Origin of the sequence: Chitinimonas arctica (assembly GCF_007431345.1) — a bacterium.
Taxonomy (GTDB): Bacteria; Pseudomonadota; Gammaproteobacteria; order Burkholderiales; family Chitinimonadaceae; genus Chitinimonas; species Chitinimonas arctica.
In genome coordinates this window covers 3,177,055-3,193,969 of the sequence record NZ_CP041730.1, presented here as the reverse complement: position 1 = coordinate 3,193,969, position 16,915 = coordinate 3,177,055, and the positions used below count along the sequence as shown (strand labels likewise).

At 64.6% G+C, this 16,915-nt stretch carries 14 protein-coding genes; 9 read left to right on the top strand and 5 right to left on the bottom strand.

All coding sequences use genetic code 11. The features are described from left to right. Positions 1-78: 78 nt before the first annotated feature. From FNU76_RS14365 to modB, 6 genes are all read left to right on the top strand, one after another. A complete protein-coding gene (locus FNU76_RS14365; RefSeq protein WP_144278838.1) occupies positions 79-1,473 on the top strand; it encodes a di-heme oxidoreductase family protein in 1,395 nt (464 codons plus the stop codon). Beyond that, positions 1,470-2,663: an imelysin family protein gene (locus FNU76_RS14360; protein WP_308418646.1), complete on the top strand. Its 1,194-nt coding sequence runs from the start codon at positions 1,470-1,472 to the stop codon at positions 2,661-2,663. Before FNU76_RS14365 ends, FNU76_RS14360 begins: the two co-directional genes overlap by 4 nt. Before the next feature lie 10 nt (positions 2,664-2,673). Continuing rightward, positions 2,674-3,738: a DUF1513 domain-containing protein gene (locus FNU76_RS14355; RefSeq protein WP_144278836.1), complete on the top strand. Its 1,065-nt coding sequence runs from the start codon at positions 2,674-2,676 to the stop codon at positions 3,736-3,738. 10 nt (positions 3,739-3,748) lie between these two features. Further along, entirely contained in the window at positions 3,749-4,468 is a 720-nt protein-coding gene (locus tag FNU76_RS14350; protein WP_144278835.1) for a pseudouridine synthase, read from the top strand. Between the two features lie 73 nt (positions 4,469-4,541). Next, on the top strand, positions 4,542-5,288 hold the full coding sequence (modA, locus tag FNU76_RS14345) for a molybdate ABC transporter substrate-binding protein (RefSeq protein ID WP_144278834.1): 747 nt from the start codon (positions 4,542-4,544) through the stop codon (positions 5,286-5,288). A gap of 17 nt (positions 5,289-5,305) precedes the next feature. Next, complete coding sequence (gene modB / locus FNU76_RS14340; RefSeq protein WP_144278833.1) at positions 5,306-5,998, top strand: molybdate ABC transporter permease subunit; 693 nt, start codon at positions 5,306-5,308, stop codon at positions 5,996-5,998. A gap of 194 nt (positions 5,999-6,192) precedes the next feature. Here modB and FNU76_RS14335 read toward each other — a convergent pair whose 3' ends face one another. The 4 genes from FNU76_RS14335 to FNU76_RS14320 all read right to left on the bottom strand — a co-directional run bounded on the left by FNU76_RS14335 (position 6,193) and on the right by FNU76_RS14320 (position 11,480). After that, positions 6,193-7,458, bottom strand: a complete 1,266-nt coding sequence (locus tag FNU76_RS14335) for a leucine-rich repeat domain-containing protein (protein WP_179958122.1) — start codon at positions 7,456-7,458, stop codon at positions 6,193-6,195. Between the two features lie 140 nt (positions 7,459-7,598). Next, positions 7,599-9,536, bottom strand: coding sequence for a transglutaminase TgpA family protein (locus FNU76_RS14330; RefSeq protein WP_144278831.1), 1,938 nt, complete (start codon positions 9,534-9,536; stop codon positions 7,599-7,601). Next, positions 9,533-10,546 carry a DUF58 domain-containing protein gene (locus FNU76_RS14325; RefSeq protein WP_179958121.1) on the bottom strand — a complete coding sequence of 338 codons (1,014 nt, stop codon included), beginning with the start codon at positions 10,544-10,546 and terminating at the stop codon, positions 9,533-9,535. The genes FNU76_RS14330 and FNU76_RS14325 overlap by 4 nt, the downstream gene beginning before the upstream one ends. A gap of 7 nt (positions 10,547-10,553) precedes the next feature. Then, a complete protein-coding gene (locus FNU76_RS14320) occupies positions 10,554-11,480 on the bottom strand; it encodes an AAA family ATPase (RefSeq protein ID WP_223879024.1) in 927 nt (308 codons plus the stop codon). Positions 11,481-11,621: 141 nt separating this feature from the next. Here FNU76_RS14320 and FNU76_RS14315 point away from each other — a divergent pair, with 141 nt between their 5' ends. The 3 genes from FNU76_RS14315 to FNU76_RS14305 all read left to right on the top strand — a co-directional run bounded on the left by FNU76_RS14315 (position 11,622) and on the right by FNU76_RS14305 (position 14,018). Then, positions 11,622-12,578 carry a histone deacetylase family protein gene (locus FNU76_RS14315; RefSeq protein ID WP_308418552.1) on the top strand — a complete coding sequence of 319 codons (957 nt, stop codon included), beginning with the start codon at positions 11,622-11,624 and terminating at the stop codon, positions 12,576-12,578. Positions 12,579-12,797: 219 nt separating this feature from the next. Beyond that, complete coding sequence (locus FNU76_RS14310) at positions 12,798-13,751, top strand: Rpn family recombination-promoting nuclease/putative transposase (protein ID WP_144278828.1); 954 nt, start codon at positions 12,798-12,800, stop codon at positions 13,749-13,751. Positions 13,752-13,835: 84 nt separating this feature from the next. After that, entirely contained in the window at positions 13,836-14,018 is a 183-nt protein-coding gene (locus tag FNU76_RS14305; protein ID WP_144278827.1) for an Rpn/YhgA-type helix-turn-helix domain-containing protein, read from the top strand. Positions 14,019-14,095: 77 nt separating this feature from the next. Here the strand turns inward: FNU76_RS14305 and FNU76_RS14300 are convergent, their stop codons facing one another. Further along, positions 14,096-16,912 carry an Ig-like domain-containing protein gene (locus FNU76_RS14300; RefSeq protein WP_144278826.1) on the bottom strand — a complete coding sequence of 939 codons (2,817 nt, stop codon included), beginning with the start codon at positions 16,910-16,912 and terminating at the stop codon, positions 14,096-14,098. Positions 16,913-16,915 lie beyond the last annotated feature (3 nt).

Sequence of the window (16,915 nt, the reverse complement as noted above, 5' to 3'; positions counted from 1 at the left end):
ACCCCGCTTTCCCCTTATACTGCGGCATCCAGGGCATGGCTTTTATAAGGCCATGCCCTTTGTTGCATATTGAAGACCATGAAAATACTGCTACCGTTGCTCTTGCTGACGGGCGCCGCCGCGGCGACCCTCCAGTTCGTCCCTCCCTTCGATCCAGCCGAAAAACTGCCAGGTGGCGATACCACCGTCCACGAGACCGGCAAGAACGCTCTCTCGCTGGCCGCCGCCAATCTCACCGACGATCAGACCACGGCATTCGATATCGGCAATTCCTTCTTCAAGAAGAATTGGGTGGAGGCCCCCGCTTCCACCACCGCCCGCGATGGCCTCGGACCGCATTTTATCGCCCACTCCTGCGGTGCCTGCCATACCGAGGACGGGCGGGGCGCGCCGCCCGTCTTCAGCAACGGCTTGCAAAGCGAGCAGCCGGTGGCCCTGCTTTTCCGCTTGTCCATCCCTGGCCGGGCGCCGCATGGCAGTCCCAAGCCGGAGCCCCGCTATGGCGGCCAGTTCAATAACTCGGCCATCAGCGAGGTCAAGCCGGAAGGACAGGTACAGATCCGTTATGAGGAGATCGCCGGCCAGTTCGCCGACGGCAGTCACTATAGCCTGCTCAAGCCCAGCTACGCATTCACCGATCTGGGCTACGGTCCCATGCACCCCGCCACCTTGGTGTCGCCGCGCGTTGCGCCGCACATGACCGGACTGGGCTTGCTGGAAGCGATCCGGGAGCGGGATATCCTGGCCAATGCGCGCCGGCAAGCAGCCGACAAGGAAGGGATCCAGGGCCGCCCCAACCGCGTATGGGACGCCTATGCGAACAAGATGGTGATAGGTCGTTTCGGCTGGAAGGCCAACTCCGGCACTGTCGCGCACCAAAGCGCCGCGGCCTTCAATGGCGATCTCGGCATCACCTCCAGCCGCTTCCCGGCCGAGGAATGCATGCCCAGCCAGACCGACTGCCGCAAGGCGCCACGGGGCGGCCATCCGGAGATCCCCGATAAATTATTGGACCAGGTCATCCTCTATAGCCGCACCCAGGCGGTCCCGGCCGCCCGCGATCTGGACGACCCGGCCGCCCTGCGTGGCCGCACCCTGTTCCACCAGGCCCGCTGCGCCAGCTGCCATGTGCCGCGCTATGTCACCGGTGAGTTCAAAGCCATCCCGCAACTGGGCGGGCAGACCATCTACCCTTACACCGACCTGCTGCTGCACGATATGGGTGAAGGCTTGGCCGATCATCGGCCCGATCACCTGGCGGGTGGCCGCGATTGGAAAACCCCGCCATTATGGGGACTGGGCTTGGTGCCCGTGGTCAATGGCCACACCCGCTACCTGCACGACGGCCGCGCCCGCAACCTGCTGGAAGCCGTGCTTTGGCATGGCGGCGAAGCGGAAGCCAGCAAGCAATTCGTTTTGAATCTATCGCAACAGGATAGAGAGAACCTCGTCCGTTTTCTGACGTCTCTATAGATCGCACGCGGCGGGACCGCCCGCCGCGTCTTTGTCCGTATATCCGAGAGGAATCCGATGCCTTTGTACGGCCGTTCCGCCACCGTCAGCCTGCTTGTCCTCCTGCTGGGCGCCTGTGCCACCCAGGCACCTATCGCCAATCAGCCCACGGCACCCGTACCGGCCGCCGCACCGACGCCGGCGCCCATCGCGCCCCCGCCAGCAAGCCCCTGCCGCAACTCGATGCAGCTGCCGCCGTCGCCAATTGGCAAGCCCAGCAGCAGGTACGCATCCAGACGCTCAACGACAGCAGCAAGGCGCTGTACCGCGATATGGATACGCTGTGCCAGCGCAAGAGCCCGGCCACCATCGATGCCGCCCGGCTAGCCTGGCAGCAGACCTACCTCGCCTGGCGTGCGCTGGAAGCGCTGCCCATGGGGCCCATCATGAGCCGCCGTACCGCTTGGCAGATCGATGTCTGGCCCACCAAGCTGGAAAAGGTCGAGGAAGCGGTCAGGCTGGTACAGCCCGACGCAGCGATCGCCGACAGCGTGGGTGCCGCCGCGCAAGGCTTGCCGGCCCTGGAATATCTGCTGTGGGGCGACGATCGCGCCAAGGCCCAGATGGGCCGCCTGCAGTTTCGCAAGCGTTGCCAGTATGCCGAGGCCTTGGCGGCCGACATCGTTGCCGAGACCGACGGCCTGGTGAAGGACTGGCGCCTCTATGCCAAGACGCCACTGGACGCGGACAGCGGCCGACAGCAGTTCGAAGACGCGGTCAATCTGATTGCAGGCAGCATGGAAAACCTGCGCGACAAGAAGATGGCTCGCCTAGGCAGCAACAAGCTCGTCAAGAAGACCGGCCGGCAGGATTTCGACGCGTGGCGCAGCAAAAACACCCGCGCCGGCCTGGATGCCAGCCTGGACGCGCTGGAAAGCCTGTTCTTCAGCAGCCAGAACGGCCCCAGCTTTGCCGACCGCCTGGGCCAGGCCGGCAAACCCCTGCTGGTCCGCCATCTGAAGGACGAATTCGCCACCGCCGCCAAGCTGCTGGGCAAGTTGCCGGAAGATATGGCCACCTCCCTGGCCAACAATCCTGCCGCCGGCCAAGCCTTGCTCGATTCGCTCAAGCGGCTGCAGGGGCTGGTGGAGCTGCAGGTAGCCGATGCGGTTGGCGTCACCATAGGCTTCAAGGACAGCGACGGCGATTGATGGCGTGGACATGCCGCTGAGCCGCCGCCGGCTTTTGGCCGCCGGCCTGGGCCTGACCGTGCTGCCCTTGGCGGCACGGGCCGGCTCGGGGGCGGAAACGGTACTGTTGTCGGCCGGCTGGACCGGCAGCGAGGACTGGCGCGCCGGCACCACCGGGCGGGCCAGCATCGCATTGCCCGAGCGGGGCCATGTGCTGCTGCCCGACCCCCTTCGGCCGGGCGAGGCCATCGTGGTGGCACGAAGGCCCGGTTATTTCCTGGCCCGTATCGACTGGCGCGCCGGCAAGCTGCTCAAGCTGTTCCGGCTGGAGGACGAACGCAACCTGGTGGGACATGCCATCTTCAGCCAGGACGGCCGCCGTTTGATCAGCGCCGAAACCGATGAGCGCAGCGGCGAGGGGCGCCTGGCCATCCGCGATGCAGTCAGCTTCAAACGGCTGGAGGACCGCCCCAGCCATGGCGTGGGCCCCCACGAGCTGCTTTGGCTGGACCGGCATACCCTGGCCGTGGCCAACGGCGGCATCCTCACCCTGCCGGAAACCGGCCGCTACAAACGCAATCTCGACCGCATGGAACCCTCGCTGGCCTTGATCGACGCGCGCGACGGCGGCCTGCTGGCCAGCCACCGGCTGGCCGATCAACGCCTCTCCATCCGCCATCTGGCGCTGGCCGGCGATGGCGCCTTGGGCATCGCCCTGCAAAACCAAGGCAATGCCGCTGCCTCCCTATTGGCGATCCTGCGCGACGGCGAATTCCGCCTGGCCGACTGCCCGGCGGAATTGGCAGGCGCCATGCGAGGCTATGCGGCCAGCCTGGCCGCGCTTGGCCAGCGTTTTCTGATGCCCTGCCCCCATGGCGATCTGCTGACCGAATGGGACAGCCAGGGACGGCCGCTGGCGCAACGGTCCTTGCCCAAGGCGGTGGGCGCCGCCGCGCTGGCCGGCGACTGGTGGTGCAGCGGCGAAGGCGGCGGATTGTGGCGATTGGCGCCCGATGGCCTGGCCCTGCGCGAAAGCCGCCAGGTGGCGGGGATAAGCTGGGACAATCACTTGTCCGTGGCCCACCTTCCGGCTTAAGCAAAGACCCATGCATCCCATCCTGTTTCTCGACGACCACCTGGTCGCCATCCACAAGCCTACCGCCCTGCTGGTTCATCGCAGCGAGATCGATCGCCATGAGACCCGTTTCGCGCTACAGGAAGTGCGCGACCAATTGGGCCAACGCGTACATGCCATCCATCGCCTCGACAAAGGCACCTCGGGCATCCTGCTATTCGGACTGGACGCCGACAGCGCCCGCGCCGTATCGCGCCAGTTCGAAGCCGGCACGGTGGACAAGCGCTACCTCGCCATCGTGCGGGGCTGGCCGGCCGGCGAAGGTCTGATCGACCACCCGCTCAGCCGCCAGTACGACGACTACGAACGCAGCCCCGACAGCATCGCACCGGCACAGGAGGCGCAGACCCGCTTCACCCGCCTCGCCACGGTGGAATTGCCGCATACCGTGGATCGCTATCCCTCCAGCCGCTACGCCTTGCTGGCGCTGGAGCCGCTGACCGGCCGCAAGCATCAGTTGCGGCGCCATCTCAAGCATCTGTCCCACCCCATCATCGGCGATGCCACCTATGGCAAGGGCCGCCATAACCGGCTGTTCGCCGAGCATTACGGCAGTCAACGGCTGTTGCTGGCCTGCACCCGGCTGGCTTTCGATCATCCGGTGAGCGGTGCGCGCATCGTCATCGAGTCGCCGCTGGCCGATGAATTCGCTGGCTTGTGTGAAAGATTGGGCTGGGCAGTGCCGACATAGGCAAGGAAACTTGCAAGTGGATGGCCTATTTGTCAGCCTTGCAAGTTCAACCATACGCCCGCCCGGAAAGCCGATGGAAACCAAGCTCCCACTGATGCTGCTCGTACTGGCGCTGCCCATCCAGGCAGCCACCCTGAACGTCGCCGCCGCCAGCGATCTGCTGCATTGCCTGCCGCGCTTGAACGCCGACTTCGCCGCCCGTCATCCCGGCGTAGTGGTTCAGTTCACGGCTGGGGCATCCGGAAGCTTCTTCGCGCAGATCAAGGCCGGGGCGCCTTACGATGTCTTTCTGTCGGCCGATACCGACTACCCGCAGAAGCTGGTGGAGGCCGGCCTGGCCAGCCAGTTGAGCCCCTATGCACGCGGCCGTATCGCGCTATGGACCACGCGGCCCGAGCTGGACCCGGCCCAAGGCCTGCGCCGGCTGGCCGAAGACGGCCGGGTAAAGCGCTTCGCCATCGCCAATCCGGCCCTGGCTCCCTATGGCCGGGCGGCCCGGGCGGCGCTGGAACATGCCGGGGCGTGGCAAGCCATGCAGGCCAAGCTGGCTTTCGGCGAAAACATCGCGCAAACCGCCCAATATGTCCAAAGCGGCAATGCCGATGTGGGCATCGTGTCCTATTCCTTGCTCAAGGCGGCCGCCAACGCGCCGGGCGGCCGCTGGCGGCTGATTCCCACCGATGCGCATCCGCCCATCGTACAGGCCGGTGTCATCGTTCGCCGCAGCGGTGCCCACCCATTGGCCGGCGACTATCTGGCCGGTCTGGCAACGCCCAAAGGCCGGCAACTGCTGATCAGTTGCGGCTTCGACCTTCCTTAGCCGCCGACAATCCCACCATGCTCCTCAATCCCACCGCGCTGCAAGCGCTTTGGCTTACGCTCAAGCTGGCCGCAATGGCCACCCTGCTGCTGGTCGTCATCGGTTTGCCCCTGGCCGGCTGGCTGGCGGAAAGCCGCAGCCGTTTCGCGGCGGTATTGGAGGCGCTGGTGGGTTTGCCCATCGTGCTGCCGCCGACGGTGATCGGCTTCTATCTGCTGATCGCCCTGGCCCCCGGTAGCCCGCTGGGGGCGGGCTGGATCATGCTGTTCGGGCAACCGCTGGCTTTCAGTTTCGCCGGCCTGGTGGCCGGTTCGCTGCTGTACAGCTTGCCGTTTGCCGTGCAGCCCTTCACGGCGGCGCTGAAAAGCGTACCGGCCAACCTGCGGGAAGCCGCAGCCGCGCTGGGCGCCAGCCGTCGCCAACGTTTTTGGCGGGTGCTGGTACCCGCCGCCATGCCGGGACTGCTGGCCGGCGCCACCTTGGCCTTTGCCCATACCTTGGGCGAATTCGGCGTCGTCCTGATGCTGGGGGGCAATCTGGCCGGCGAGACCCGGGTGGCTTCGATCGCCCTGTACGATGAAGTACAGGCGCTGAACTACCCGGCCGCGCATGCGCTGGCGGCTACCTTGCTGTTGATCTCGTTCAGCCTACTGCTGACCATCGCCGTGCTGCAGCGACGCTTGCAAAGGCGCTGGGAGGGGCAAGCCTAGGAACACACTGAAATATTGCGGGTACTCGACCTGCGGCTCACCACCCGGCAAAGCCGGGTGCTCGCGGTCTGTGGCAAATCAACGGTCCCTCGCTTGATAAAGCCCACACCCCCCGCCCTCGCCGCCGCGAGGGAGCCTCGCTGACGCTCGTTGGCGCATTAAATCAGTGTTTCCCAAGCGAAACCGCAAGATGTCTATCCTCGTAAGGAACGCCAGGCAGCAAAGTATTCGGGTCGCGCGGCAAGACGGTTGCATCTCAGTAATGAATCAATGGAGATCTGCGCACCGCCGGCACTGATTCGATTGCCGCTCAGGTCAAGCCGAGTCAGGCAACCATTATCTTCCAGCGCCTTGGCCAATGCTTGCGCGCCACTGTCATCGATCTGATTGTCGCTCAGGTTGAGCTCGGCCAAACAGCGATTCTGCATCAGCGCCTCCGCCAGCTTCTGCGCGCCGCCGGCAGCGATCTCGTTGTGCCACAGGACGAGCTTGCTGAGGCTGTGACGCCGGGCCACCACCGTGGCTAGCGCCTGCGCGCCGCTGTCGCCGATCTCGTTGTCGCCCAGATTAAGCTCCTTCAGGCAGCTATTTTGCGCCAGCCCGTTGGCCAGCGCTTGCGCGCCACCATCGCCGATCTGGTTTTCCTTCAGGCTAAGCCAGTTCAGACAGCGATTCCGGGCCAGCGCCCAGGCCATCGCCTGCGCTCCGATGGCGTCGATCTGGTTGTTCCACAGGCAGAGCCTGGTAAGGCCGCGATTCAGCGCCAGCGCCCCAGCCAAGCCCTGCATCCCACTGGTGCCGATCTGGTTTCCGCCCAGGTTGAGCGATGTCAGGCAGCCATTCCACCGCAGCGCCCCGGCCAGCGCCTGTGCGCCACTGCTGTCAATCTGGTTGTAGCTCAGGTCGAGTTCGGCAAGGCAACGATTCTGGGCCAACGCGCCGGCCAAGGCCTGCGTGCCGATAGTGCCGATCTGGTTTTTGCACAGGTTGAGCCGGACCAGGTACTTGTTCCGCATCAGCGCTCCACCCAGCACCTGCGCGCCGCTGTCGCCGATCTGGTTGCGCCACAGGTCGAGCGAGATCAGGCAACGATTCTGCGCCAGCGCCTCGACCAAGGCCTGCGTGCCGCCGACGCCGATCTGGTTGTCACCCAGGCTGAGTTCCTTCAGGCAGACATTCTGCGCCAGCGCACCGGCCAACACTTGCGCGCCGCTTGCACCGATCCGGTTGCACCGCAGGTCGAGCGTGACCAGGCTGCGATTATGCGCCAGCACCTCGGCCAGCGCCCGCAGATCTCCATCGCCGACGCCTCTTTCGGTAAGGGATAGCGCCGTCAGCGTCGAATCACTGCCCGCCAGGCTACGAATAGCCTGGCGCAATTCGGCACCGACAATTGGCACCCGTCCGGCAGGCGAGCCAGGGGCTGATACTCGGCGTACGGTACTAGGTGTCGGCAGCATGGCTTTATCCATTTGGCGTCAAATGCGTGCGCACGGTAAACGCGACAGACCCAAGGATTAAAAGTAATTTCAGCGGCTTAAGTGGCGGCCTTTCGAAAAAATACAGAACTATGCTTTTAATTCGCCCCTTCAGGTAGGCTTCAAAAGCGTCGCACGGCCTCGCGCAATTCGCCGCCGCCGTCTTGCCCGCCATAGCGGGTGGCCAGGTAGGCCGTCAACACTGCTTCGATTGCGGCGGCCCGCTCCGGCAATGCCTGCTGCGCCCGCCGGGCAAAATCCCACGGGCCTTCGGAATCGGTCGGCGCCACCCCCAGGCGATTCAGTTTGTGCCCGAAGCGATCCCACTCCACGCGGGCCGGATCGCGCCGGGGCGGCCGCATACGCCAGAGCAACCAGGTCGCCATCACCGCCACCAAGCCGCCCAAACCGCCGAGAAACCAGCCGAAAAAAGCGCTGGAATCCAGCCTGTCTATGCCCAACCGCTGCAACACCTGGCGTTGCCGCTCCGGGGTGTAGCCGATTACCCATTGGTTCCAGCCATTGACGGCGCTATCGAGCGCCAATTGGATGCGCTTGACCAGATTGTTGTCCAGCCGCAGCAGATAAGGCAGTTCTTCCGCCCCCACCGCCGAGGCAAGACCTTCCTGAATGCGCGACGGTGCGACCGCGAAGGTCGGATCGACCCGTCGCCAGCCCTCCCCTTCCAACCATACCTCGGCCCAGGCATGGGCATCGGCCTGGCGCACGATCAGATAGTCGCCGTTCAGTTCGCCCCCCTGATAACCGCCCACCACCCTCGCCGGTACGCCGGCGGCACGCAGCATAAAGACAAAGGACCCGGCGAAGTGCTCGCAAAAACCCTGCTTGCCGTCGAACACGAAACCATCCACCGCATCCTGGCCATAGCGCGGCGGTGTCAGCGTATAGCTCAGCCCTTGCCGTCCGAAGAAACGCAAGGCTTCGTCCACCCGCGCAGCCGGCGCCAATTGCCGCCAGCTCGCGGCGACACTGCGCGCGCGCGGGTTACCCCATGCGGGCAGGGCCAAGGCCCGGCCGATGCGATGGGGCAGCTCGTCGCGGCCGGCCCGGTATTGCAGCGACGCGCTCATCTCCAGACGCAGGCGCTTCTCCAACGGTCGGCGACTGACCAGTTGCAGATACTCGGACAGGTGGCTGCCAGGCGGTACGACCAGCGGCATATCCAAGGCCAATAGCCAGGGCCGCTGATGCGGTTCGATGGTGATGGTGTAGTCGATGCGCTGACCCGTGGCCTCTTGCACCGTGGGTGCCGCCCCTGCACCGGGCAAGGCCTGGCGCCAGGTAATGCCGTCGTAATCGACGAAGACCGGACCGCGCCAGTACAGCATCTCCTGCGCTGGACGCGCGCCGGAGAAACCGACCCGGAACGCCACCTCGTCGCTTTTCGACATACTCGAAAAGCTGCCGGGCGACATACTGTCCGCCAGGCCCGAGCGGGCGCCGCCGCGATCCTGCGGCAAGCGCCAGAGCGGCCCTTCCACCCGTGGAAAGAACACGAACAGCACGGCCATCACCGGTAGCGACTGCAGCATCAGCAAACCGGCGAAGCGCGCCTGTTCGCGCGCCGCGCGCCAGCGTCCCGTCCAGCCGCCCAGGGTGTGCCAGCCGACCAGCAAGGTGCTGACGGCCAGCACCATCACACAGAGGTACACCGCCATGCCCATGCTCTGGTCGAACAGGAAATTGGTGACCACCAGGAAGTAGCCGAGGTAGACCAGCAGCAGGGCATCGCGACGCGCCCTGGTCTCCAGCAGCTTGGCGCCGATCAGCGCGGCGAACAGCGCAATCCCGCCGGTACGGCCCAGCAGCGTACGGTATTCGAAGAACACCGCCGCGATCAGGCCCAAGGTGATCGGCAGCAGTATCCAGCGGGAAGGCATGCGGCGCTGCTTGTGGACCAGCCATACCCGCCAGCCGAACAGCACCGCCAAGGCCCCGTCCAGCCAGTAGGGCAGATGCCCGGCATGGGGCAGCAACAGGCCGGCCAACACAGCCAGCAAAGCGAAAGTCTGGGTACGGTCCAGGCGTTCAGGATTCATGGCGCGCGGCCGTCCTTCTCGCCATACAAGGCCAGCGTCGCCAGGCACTCGTCACGTTGCGCCTCGCCGTTGGCCGGCTTCAGACTATGGCCAGGCAGGCTCAGGCCATAGCTCAGCCCCTCTGCTTCGGCGGCCAATACCCAGGCGGTCAGGCGCGACAGGCGCTGCTCCAGGGGCATGCCCGGCGGCAGCCCGTCCCAATCGAGCCAAAGCGAACGCGAAGCCTGGCCATGGAATTCCTTGACCATCAAGCTGTCATCGCGCGCCGCCGCTTTCCAGGCCACATGGCGCGGCGAATCGCCCCGGTGGAAGGGTCGCAGACCGGCAAAGTCGTCCTGACCGCGCGCGGTGACCATGCCTTCGCCGCTGCCCTCGGCCGCCGTCGGCAACGGCGGCGCATCGGCTTCCGGCTTGGGATAGATCAAGGCGCGCTGATCGAAAAACGCATAGGACCAGGCCCGGAACACGCCCAAGGGCCAGTGGGTTTCAATCCGCAGGCGCGGCGCCACCAACCAGCCGCGGCGACTGCTGGGCAAACTGAGCCAGGCTTGCGCGCGGTCGCCGGCGGCCACATCGACCGCATCCAGCGCACTATCGTAGCGAAGCTGCAGATTGTGGCGCGGCAGGCGCCCATGGTTCTCCAGCACGATCTCGAAGCGGGCCGCTTCGCCGGCGAAACATCCTTGCACACGGCCAGGCGCCAGTTCCAGCCCGAGCAGATTGCGGAAGGTATGGAACATCGAGGCCAGCGCCATCGACATCAGCATAAACACCAGCAGATAGGCCAGCGCCAGATCGAAGTTGATGGCCCCGCCCAGCATGGCCAACAGCATGATGCAGAACACCAGGCCACTGCGGCTGAGAAAGATATAGACGCGCTTTTGGTTCAGCAGCAGGGCGCGCGGTCCGCGCGGATGCCTTTTTTGCAGCCAGGCCAGATAGGCATCGTATAGCGGACTGAACAGCCGCTTGAGCGGCCCCGGCGCGGATGGAACGAAAGTCTTGGCCATGGTCTGCTCAGGGAATGGCGACTTCCGCCATCAACTTGGCCACCAGCTCGGGCTGCGGCCGGTTGCTGGCGCGGGCCAGCAATCGGTGGGTGGCGACCGGTCCGAAAACCGCCTGCACGTCCTCCGGAATCACCATATCGCGCCCGGCCAGCAAGGCCCAGGCCCGCGCGGCCGCCAGCAATCCCAAGGCGGCGCGCGGCGAGAGGCCATTGTGGAAATCGGCGCAATCGCGGGTGGCGCGGCTGAGCGACTGGACGTAATCGACCAGGGCCGGCGCCACGTGCACGCGGCGCACCGCCGCCTGGAATTCGGCCAAGGCCAGGGTATCGATGACCGGCTTGGCATCGCGCAGCATTTCCCGCCTATCTTCCCCCAACAGCATGGCCCGCTCGGCGGCGGCATCCGGATAGCCGAGCGTGATGCGCATCAAAAAGCGATCCAGCTGCGATTCCGGCAAGGGAAAGGTGCCGATCTGGTGGGAGGGATTCTGGGTAGCGATCACGAAGAACGGTTCAGGCAGCGGCCGGGTTTCGCCATCCAGCGTCACCTGCCGCTCCTCCATCGCCTCCAGCAGCGCCGATTGGGTCTTGGGGGTGGCGCGGTTGATCTCGTCGGCCAGCACCACCTGGCTGAACAGCGGACCGGCATGAAAACGGAAGACATGGTTGTCGCGGTCGTATATCGATACGCCTATCAGGTCGGCCGGCAACATATCGCTGGTGAACTGCACGCGCTGGAACGCCAGACCGATCGTGGCCGCCAAGGCGTGGGCCAGGGTGGTCTTGCCTACGCCCGGTACATCTTCGATCAGTAGATGGCCGCGCCCCAGCAGGCAGGCCAAAGCCAGACGGGTTTCCCGCGGCTTGCCCAGGATAAAGGCATCGAGCTGGGCCAGCACGGCATGCAAAGGGGCGAGAGAAAGGCGGTCGGACATGGTCGTGCTCATCTTCGTCAATTGGGCGGGTGATCCGGCCCTCACTTGGTTTATACCATTCCGCTGGTTAAACTGTGCGATACGGCGAGGCCGCTCATCCCCTTAACAACTTGACTGCCGGCGGCAGCCGAGGAGAACCAATTGCTCAGCTGGCTGGCCAAAAAAATCGTCGGCAGTGCGCCTACCGCCTACCTCAGCCACCCCGATTGCAGCTTGCACGATATGGGCAGCGGCCATCCGGAATCGCCCGATCGCCTGGCCGCCATCCAGGACCGGCTGATCGCGTCAGGGGTGTGGGACCACCTGCTGCACGAGACCGCCCCCTGTGCCAGCCACGAGCAGCTCGCGCTGGTCCATCCCTCGCAATATATCGAAGCGCTGGAGCGCTTGTCGCCGGCCGGCGGCACGGTGCATCTCGACCCCGATACGGCCATGAACCCGCACACCCTGCAAGCGGCGTTTCGCGCCGCCGGCGCGGTGGTGCGGGCGACCGATATGGTGCTGGACGGCGATGCCACCAACGCCTTCTGCGCCGTTCGCCCGCCCGGCCACCACGCCGAGTCGCGCCGCGCCATGGGCTTCTGTTTTTTCAATAACCTGGGGGTGGGGGTGGCGCATGCCCTGTCGCGCGGCATCGCCCGGGTCGCGGTGGCCGATTTCGACGTGCACCACGGCAATGGCACCGAGGAGCTGTTCCAGGACAATCCGCGCGTCATGATGGTGTCCATCTTCCAGCACCCCTTCTATCCCTACAGCGGCGAACGGCCACTGGGGCCGAACATGCACAATGTGCCGCTCAAGGCCGGCAGCCGCGGCGACGAATTGCGCAACGCCGTGCAAACGCACTGGCTACCCGCCTTGGCCGCCTTCCAGCCGGAGATGATCTTTATCTCGGCCGGTTTCGACGCCCATCGCGAGGACGAGATGGCCGGGCTGGGACTGGTCGAGGACGACTATGCCTGGGTCACCGAACGGCTGATGGATGTGGCCGCCGAACATGCGCAAGGTCGTATCGTCTCGGTCCTGGAAGGCGGCTACGCCTTGTCGGCGCTGGGTCGCAGCGCCACCGCCCATATCAGGGCGCTGGCGGGGCTCTAAGCGGGAGCATAGCCCGCATTCAATGCCCAAGAAGCATCCTGAGAAGGGAAATTGCCAGCCAAACCGAGCGTAATCAGGTATTCGCCCGATAGCCGATTGAAGCCGCCCCTCGGAAAATAGCCGGCAATCCCAACAATAGGGAAATTGGCCAATCGGACGTCAAGCGTCGGTGAATGTGCTGCCAACCTCCGTCGCGCCACCCTCCCGCCTACCGCCACCATGAGCATCCCGACACCCCACGATGCGCTGTTCAAGCAATTCATGAGTGTTCCCGACACCGCAAAGGATTTTTTGGAAGCGCATTTGCCGCCAGTCCTGCGCAATCTATGTAATTTGAATACGCTGCGTTACGAAAGTGCCTCGTTTGTCGAGGAAGACTTGCGTGCGTGCTTTTCGGATATCTTGTTTTCGGTAGAGGCCGCAGGTCAAGCGGGCTACATTTACGTGCTGGTCGAACACCAGTCGACCGCCGACGAGCATATGGCGTTCCGGTTGATGCGCTATTGCATTGCCGCCATGAACGCCCACCTGCTCAAGGGTCATAAGCGCTTGCCCCCGGTGCTGCCGCTACTGTTCTACCACGGCAGCATCAGCCCCTACCCCTACAGCAATGATTGGCTCACGCTGTTCGAGAATCCGGCGCTCGCAGCCCAGCTCTATACCAGCCCGTTCCCACTGGTTGATGTCACGGTGATACCGGATGAGGAAATCTACCGGCATAAAAGGGCCGCACCGCTGGAATTCATCCAGAAGAACATTCGCCTGCGCAATGCGCAGCAGTTGTGCAAAGTGTTGGCGGATTTGATAAATTTGTACGCATACCTCCCCGAGCAGATAGAGAGCTTGACGCGATACGTTCTGCAAGTGGGAGAGACCGACCAGCCCCCTGGGGTGTTATTGGAAATCCTGGCGCGGGGTGCGCCGCAGTACAAGGAGATTGTGATGACCGCTGCCCAACAGCTCCGACAAGAAGGTCGAGAAGAAGGTCGAGAAGAAGGCCGGGAAGAAGGCCGACAAGAAGGCCGACAAGAAGGCGAACAAACCGGTGTTCTCAAAGTCGCCCGCGCCATGCTGGCGAAAGGCATGGATAAAGACACCATCATGCAGATGACCGGGCTTGACCCGTCCAGGCTCGACCACGCGAGCCATGGCGCGCCTTCGTTGCAAGGCTGAGAAGCTGGCGGGTCAAGCGACCCGCCCCCTGGGGCGCTATTGGAAATCCTGGCGCGGGGTGCGCCGCAGTACAAGGAGATTGTGATGACTGCCGCCGAACAGCTTCGTGAAGAAGGTCGAAAAGAAGGTCGAGAAGAAGTTTTCCTCAACATCGCCCGCGCCATGCTGGCGAAAGGCATGGACAAAGACACCATCATGCAGTTGACCGGGCTTGACGCGTCCAGGATCGACCACGCGAGCCACGGCGCGCCTGCCTTACAAGGCTGAGGCGCTACGAGGGATGGCTTAGGGATGCACTGAAAGATTGCGGGCACCCGTGTCATGCAAGCCCCCCTCCCGCCCACTCAACGCACTACCGCGTTCCAGATACTGACATTGCCCTTGGGCGTGGTCACCGTCACGCCTATCGTGCCCGGCGTGGTCTGGCAGCCGGTCGCATTGCCGCTGGCATCGACAATGGTGGTGAAGGCACCGATCACATTGAAGCTGATCGTCGGCGCACCCAGCGCGGCGCTGTTGGTATTGGGCACCGTGTAGCCGTCGAAGTCCAGGTTGCCGGCATCGAGCGCCAGCGCCACCGTGGTGGCAGCCGGCATGGACTGGTCATTCAGGTCGGCCACCCGCAAGGTCAGCGCCCTGGGAGCGCCCTCCACGCAGGTGCCGCTGACCAGGGTCGGTGCCGGCAGGATGATGGTGCCGCCGTTGGCGACGGCCACGCCGGCATTTCTCACCACGATATTGGCCGCACTGCCGGACCAGACCACCACCGAGCGATCGAATGTATAGCGCGTATTGCGCGCCGAACAGAGGGTGGCATGGCTGCAGGATAGGCCGTGGTAGGTGAACAGGCCGCCCTCCTGGCCATCGTTGTAAACCCCGTCGCCATCGAAATCGAGGAACTCCTCGTCGATATCGCGCACGCCGCTTTCATTGCCGTCGATATAGGGCTCGCCATAGCGGTAACTGCCTGCCGGCGGGAAAGTGTCGCCGTCGGAGAAGCGGCCGTCGCCGTTATTGTCGGCAAAGCTATCCTCGCCGCGGGCAAAGGCGATCAGGGTCATGCGCCCGTGCAGGCCGGCCGGGCTCTGATCCAGCAGGCTGCGATTGCCGGCGCTGGTCAGGGTGACCGTGCAGCTGCTATTGCGTATCACGCAGCTCCCTACCGGCGAGGTGGTGTTCAGGGCATCGCGTACCACGCCGATACCGCCTTCGGTCTTGAAGCTGACCACCATGCCATCCGGTACCGGATTGCCGTAGCGGTCGGAGGCGGTGAGGGTTGCGTTGACGACCACCCCGTCGTAGTCGTGGAACTCCGGGTTGCCGATATCGACCGATAACGAAAATCCGTTCTGGTGGGGAATGCGGGTGGACACCAGCAACTGGCTCGATTGCGCCGACAAGGCGGTATTGCCGGCCAGGGTCGCCACCACGGCCACCGGTCCGCCCACGGTACCCGCGGCAACCGCCGCGCCGGCCAATCCCTGGCCATCGGTGACGGCTGACGCGGTATTGAGCGAAGCGATGCTGGCAAGCTGCTCCTGCAGGGTGAAATTCAAGGTCTGGTTGGCCACCGGCTGGGCATTGGCATCCACCACCCGGAAGCGCACCACGGCCGTTTCGCTGCCGCCGCTGCCACGGATCTGCAAACTGGTGGGTGTGGCGTCGACGAATTGCACGGCAGCCGGCACGCCGGGGGAGCTTTGCGGCACCGGCGACAACTGGATGGTCTGGCTGGCGCCGACGGCCGAGGTGATATCCGGTATCGCGCTCAGCACATCGTTATGGCCGCAGCCCAGGTCGCGATAGGTCACCACCGCCACCCCTTGCAGATCGGTAGTGGGGTTGGCGTCGTCGAAATCGGCCAGGCCCTTGCCCTGGCAAATGGAGGTCAGTTTGACCACAACGGACTGAGCCAGCGCCGGCCGGTTAACCCGGCTGGTATCGATCACCTGGATGGTCACCGTGGTGCTGCCCCTATAGCTCAGCGGCTGCGCCGCCACCGCGATGGAACCGATGCCGGGCACCGGCGGCAGATAGCTGAGCGGCAGATCCAGGGACAGGGTCTGGCCGCGATACACCGTACTGGCGCTGACGCTGAACGCGCCGGCCAGAAAACCGCCCGATAGCGCCGACAATTGCACCTGGGCCCGGCCCTGCGCATTGGTGGTGGCGGTGCCGGAATTGAGCGAGGCCAGCGGACTGCTGCTTTGCAGGATAAAACGTATCTTCTGGTTGGCGACCGGCAAGCCGTTATCCAGCAACACGGCGGTCAAGGTCAGCATATCGCCGGGCGCCACCACATTATCGCCCTGGCCGGCGCTATCGGTGGCCGCCAGACTCAGCAGTGGCGGCGTGGTGCCGGGGCTGCCATTGCTCACCACCTGATAGTTGAGGACAGCATTGACGGTGGTCGGCACCACACCGCCGCCGGGCAATTCCGCCACGGCCTTGAGCTGATCCGCGCCGAGCTTGGCGGTGGCAATCAGGCCGAGACTGGCGATCCCTTCGGCATTGGTCAGGACCGTGCCCGATTCGGGGCTGAAAGTGGCAAAGCTGCTGTCGTTTTCAAAATTGACTATGGTATTGCTGACCGGCCGGCCGCTTGCATCCAACAATTGCGCCGTCACGCTGCCCTGGGTGCCGCTGAGCAATTGGCTGCCGCCGGCCAGTGCCAGGGTGAGCGAGCCGCTGCTTGGCGGCGTGGTGGTGGGCACCACTTCGTACAGCAGGCTGACATTCACGCTCTGGGCAGCGCCGCCGGCATCGGTGTATTCGGCCGTCGCCACCAGGGTGTCCACGCCCTGGGCCAGTCCGGTCAAGGTGGTCGTGGCCGTCCCGGTGGCATCAGTCAAGGTCTGGCCGGAGGGCAGGCCCAAGCGGGCCAGTTCGGCATTGAAGGCAAACGTTACCCGCGCATTGGCGATAGGTTTGGCGGCATTGCCTTCGCGGTAAAGTGTCAGCCTGACATTGGCGGCCGTGCCCACCACGATCCGGTTGCCAGGGCTGCCGTCGGCCAGGCTCAATTGGATGCGCAGGGTATCGCCCGCCGGGGTGGTGGTGGTCGAACCACCGGCTCCGCCACCACAGGCGGTCAAGAGCAGCGTGGTGGCAAAAAACAGAAAACAAGCAGCAAAAAATCGACGGAGGTAAGCGAATCGCATGGC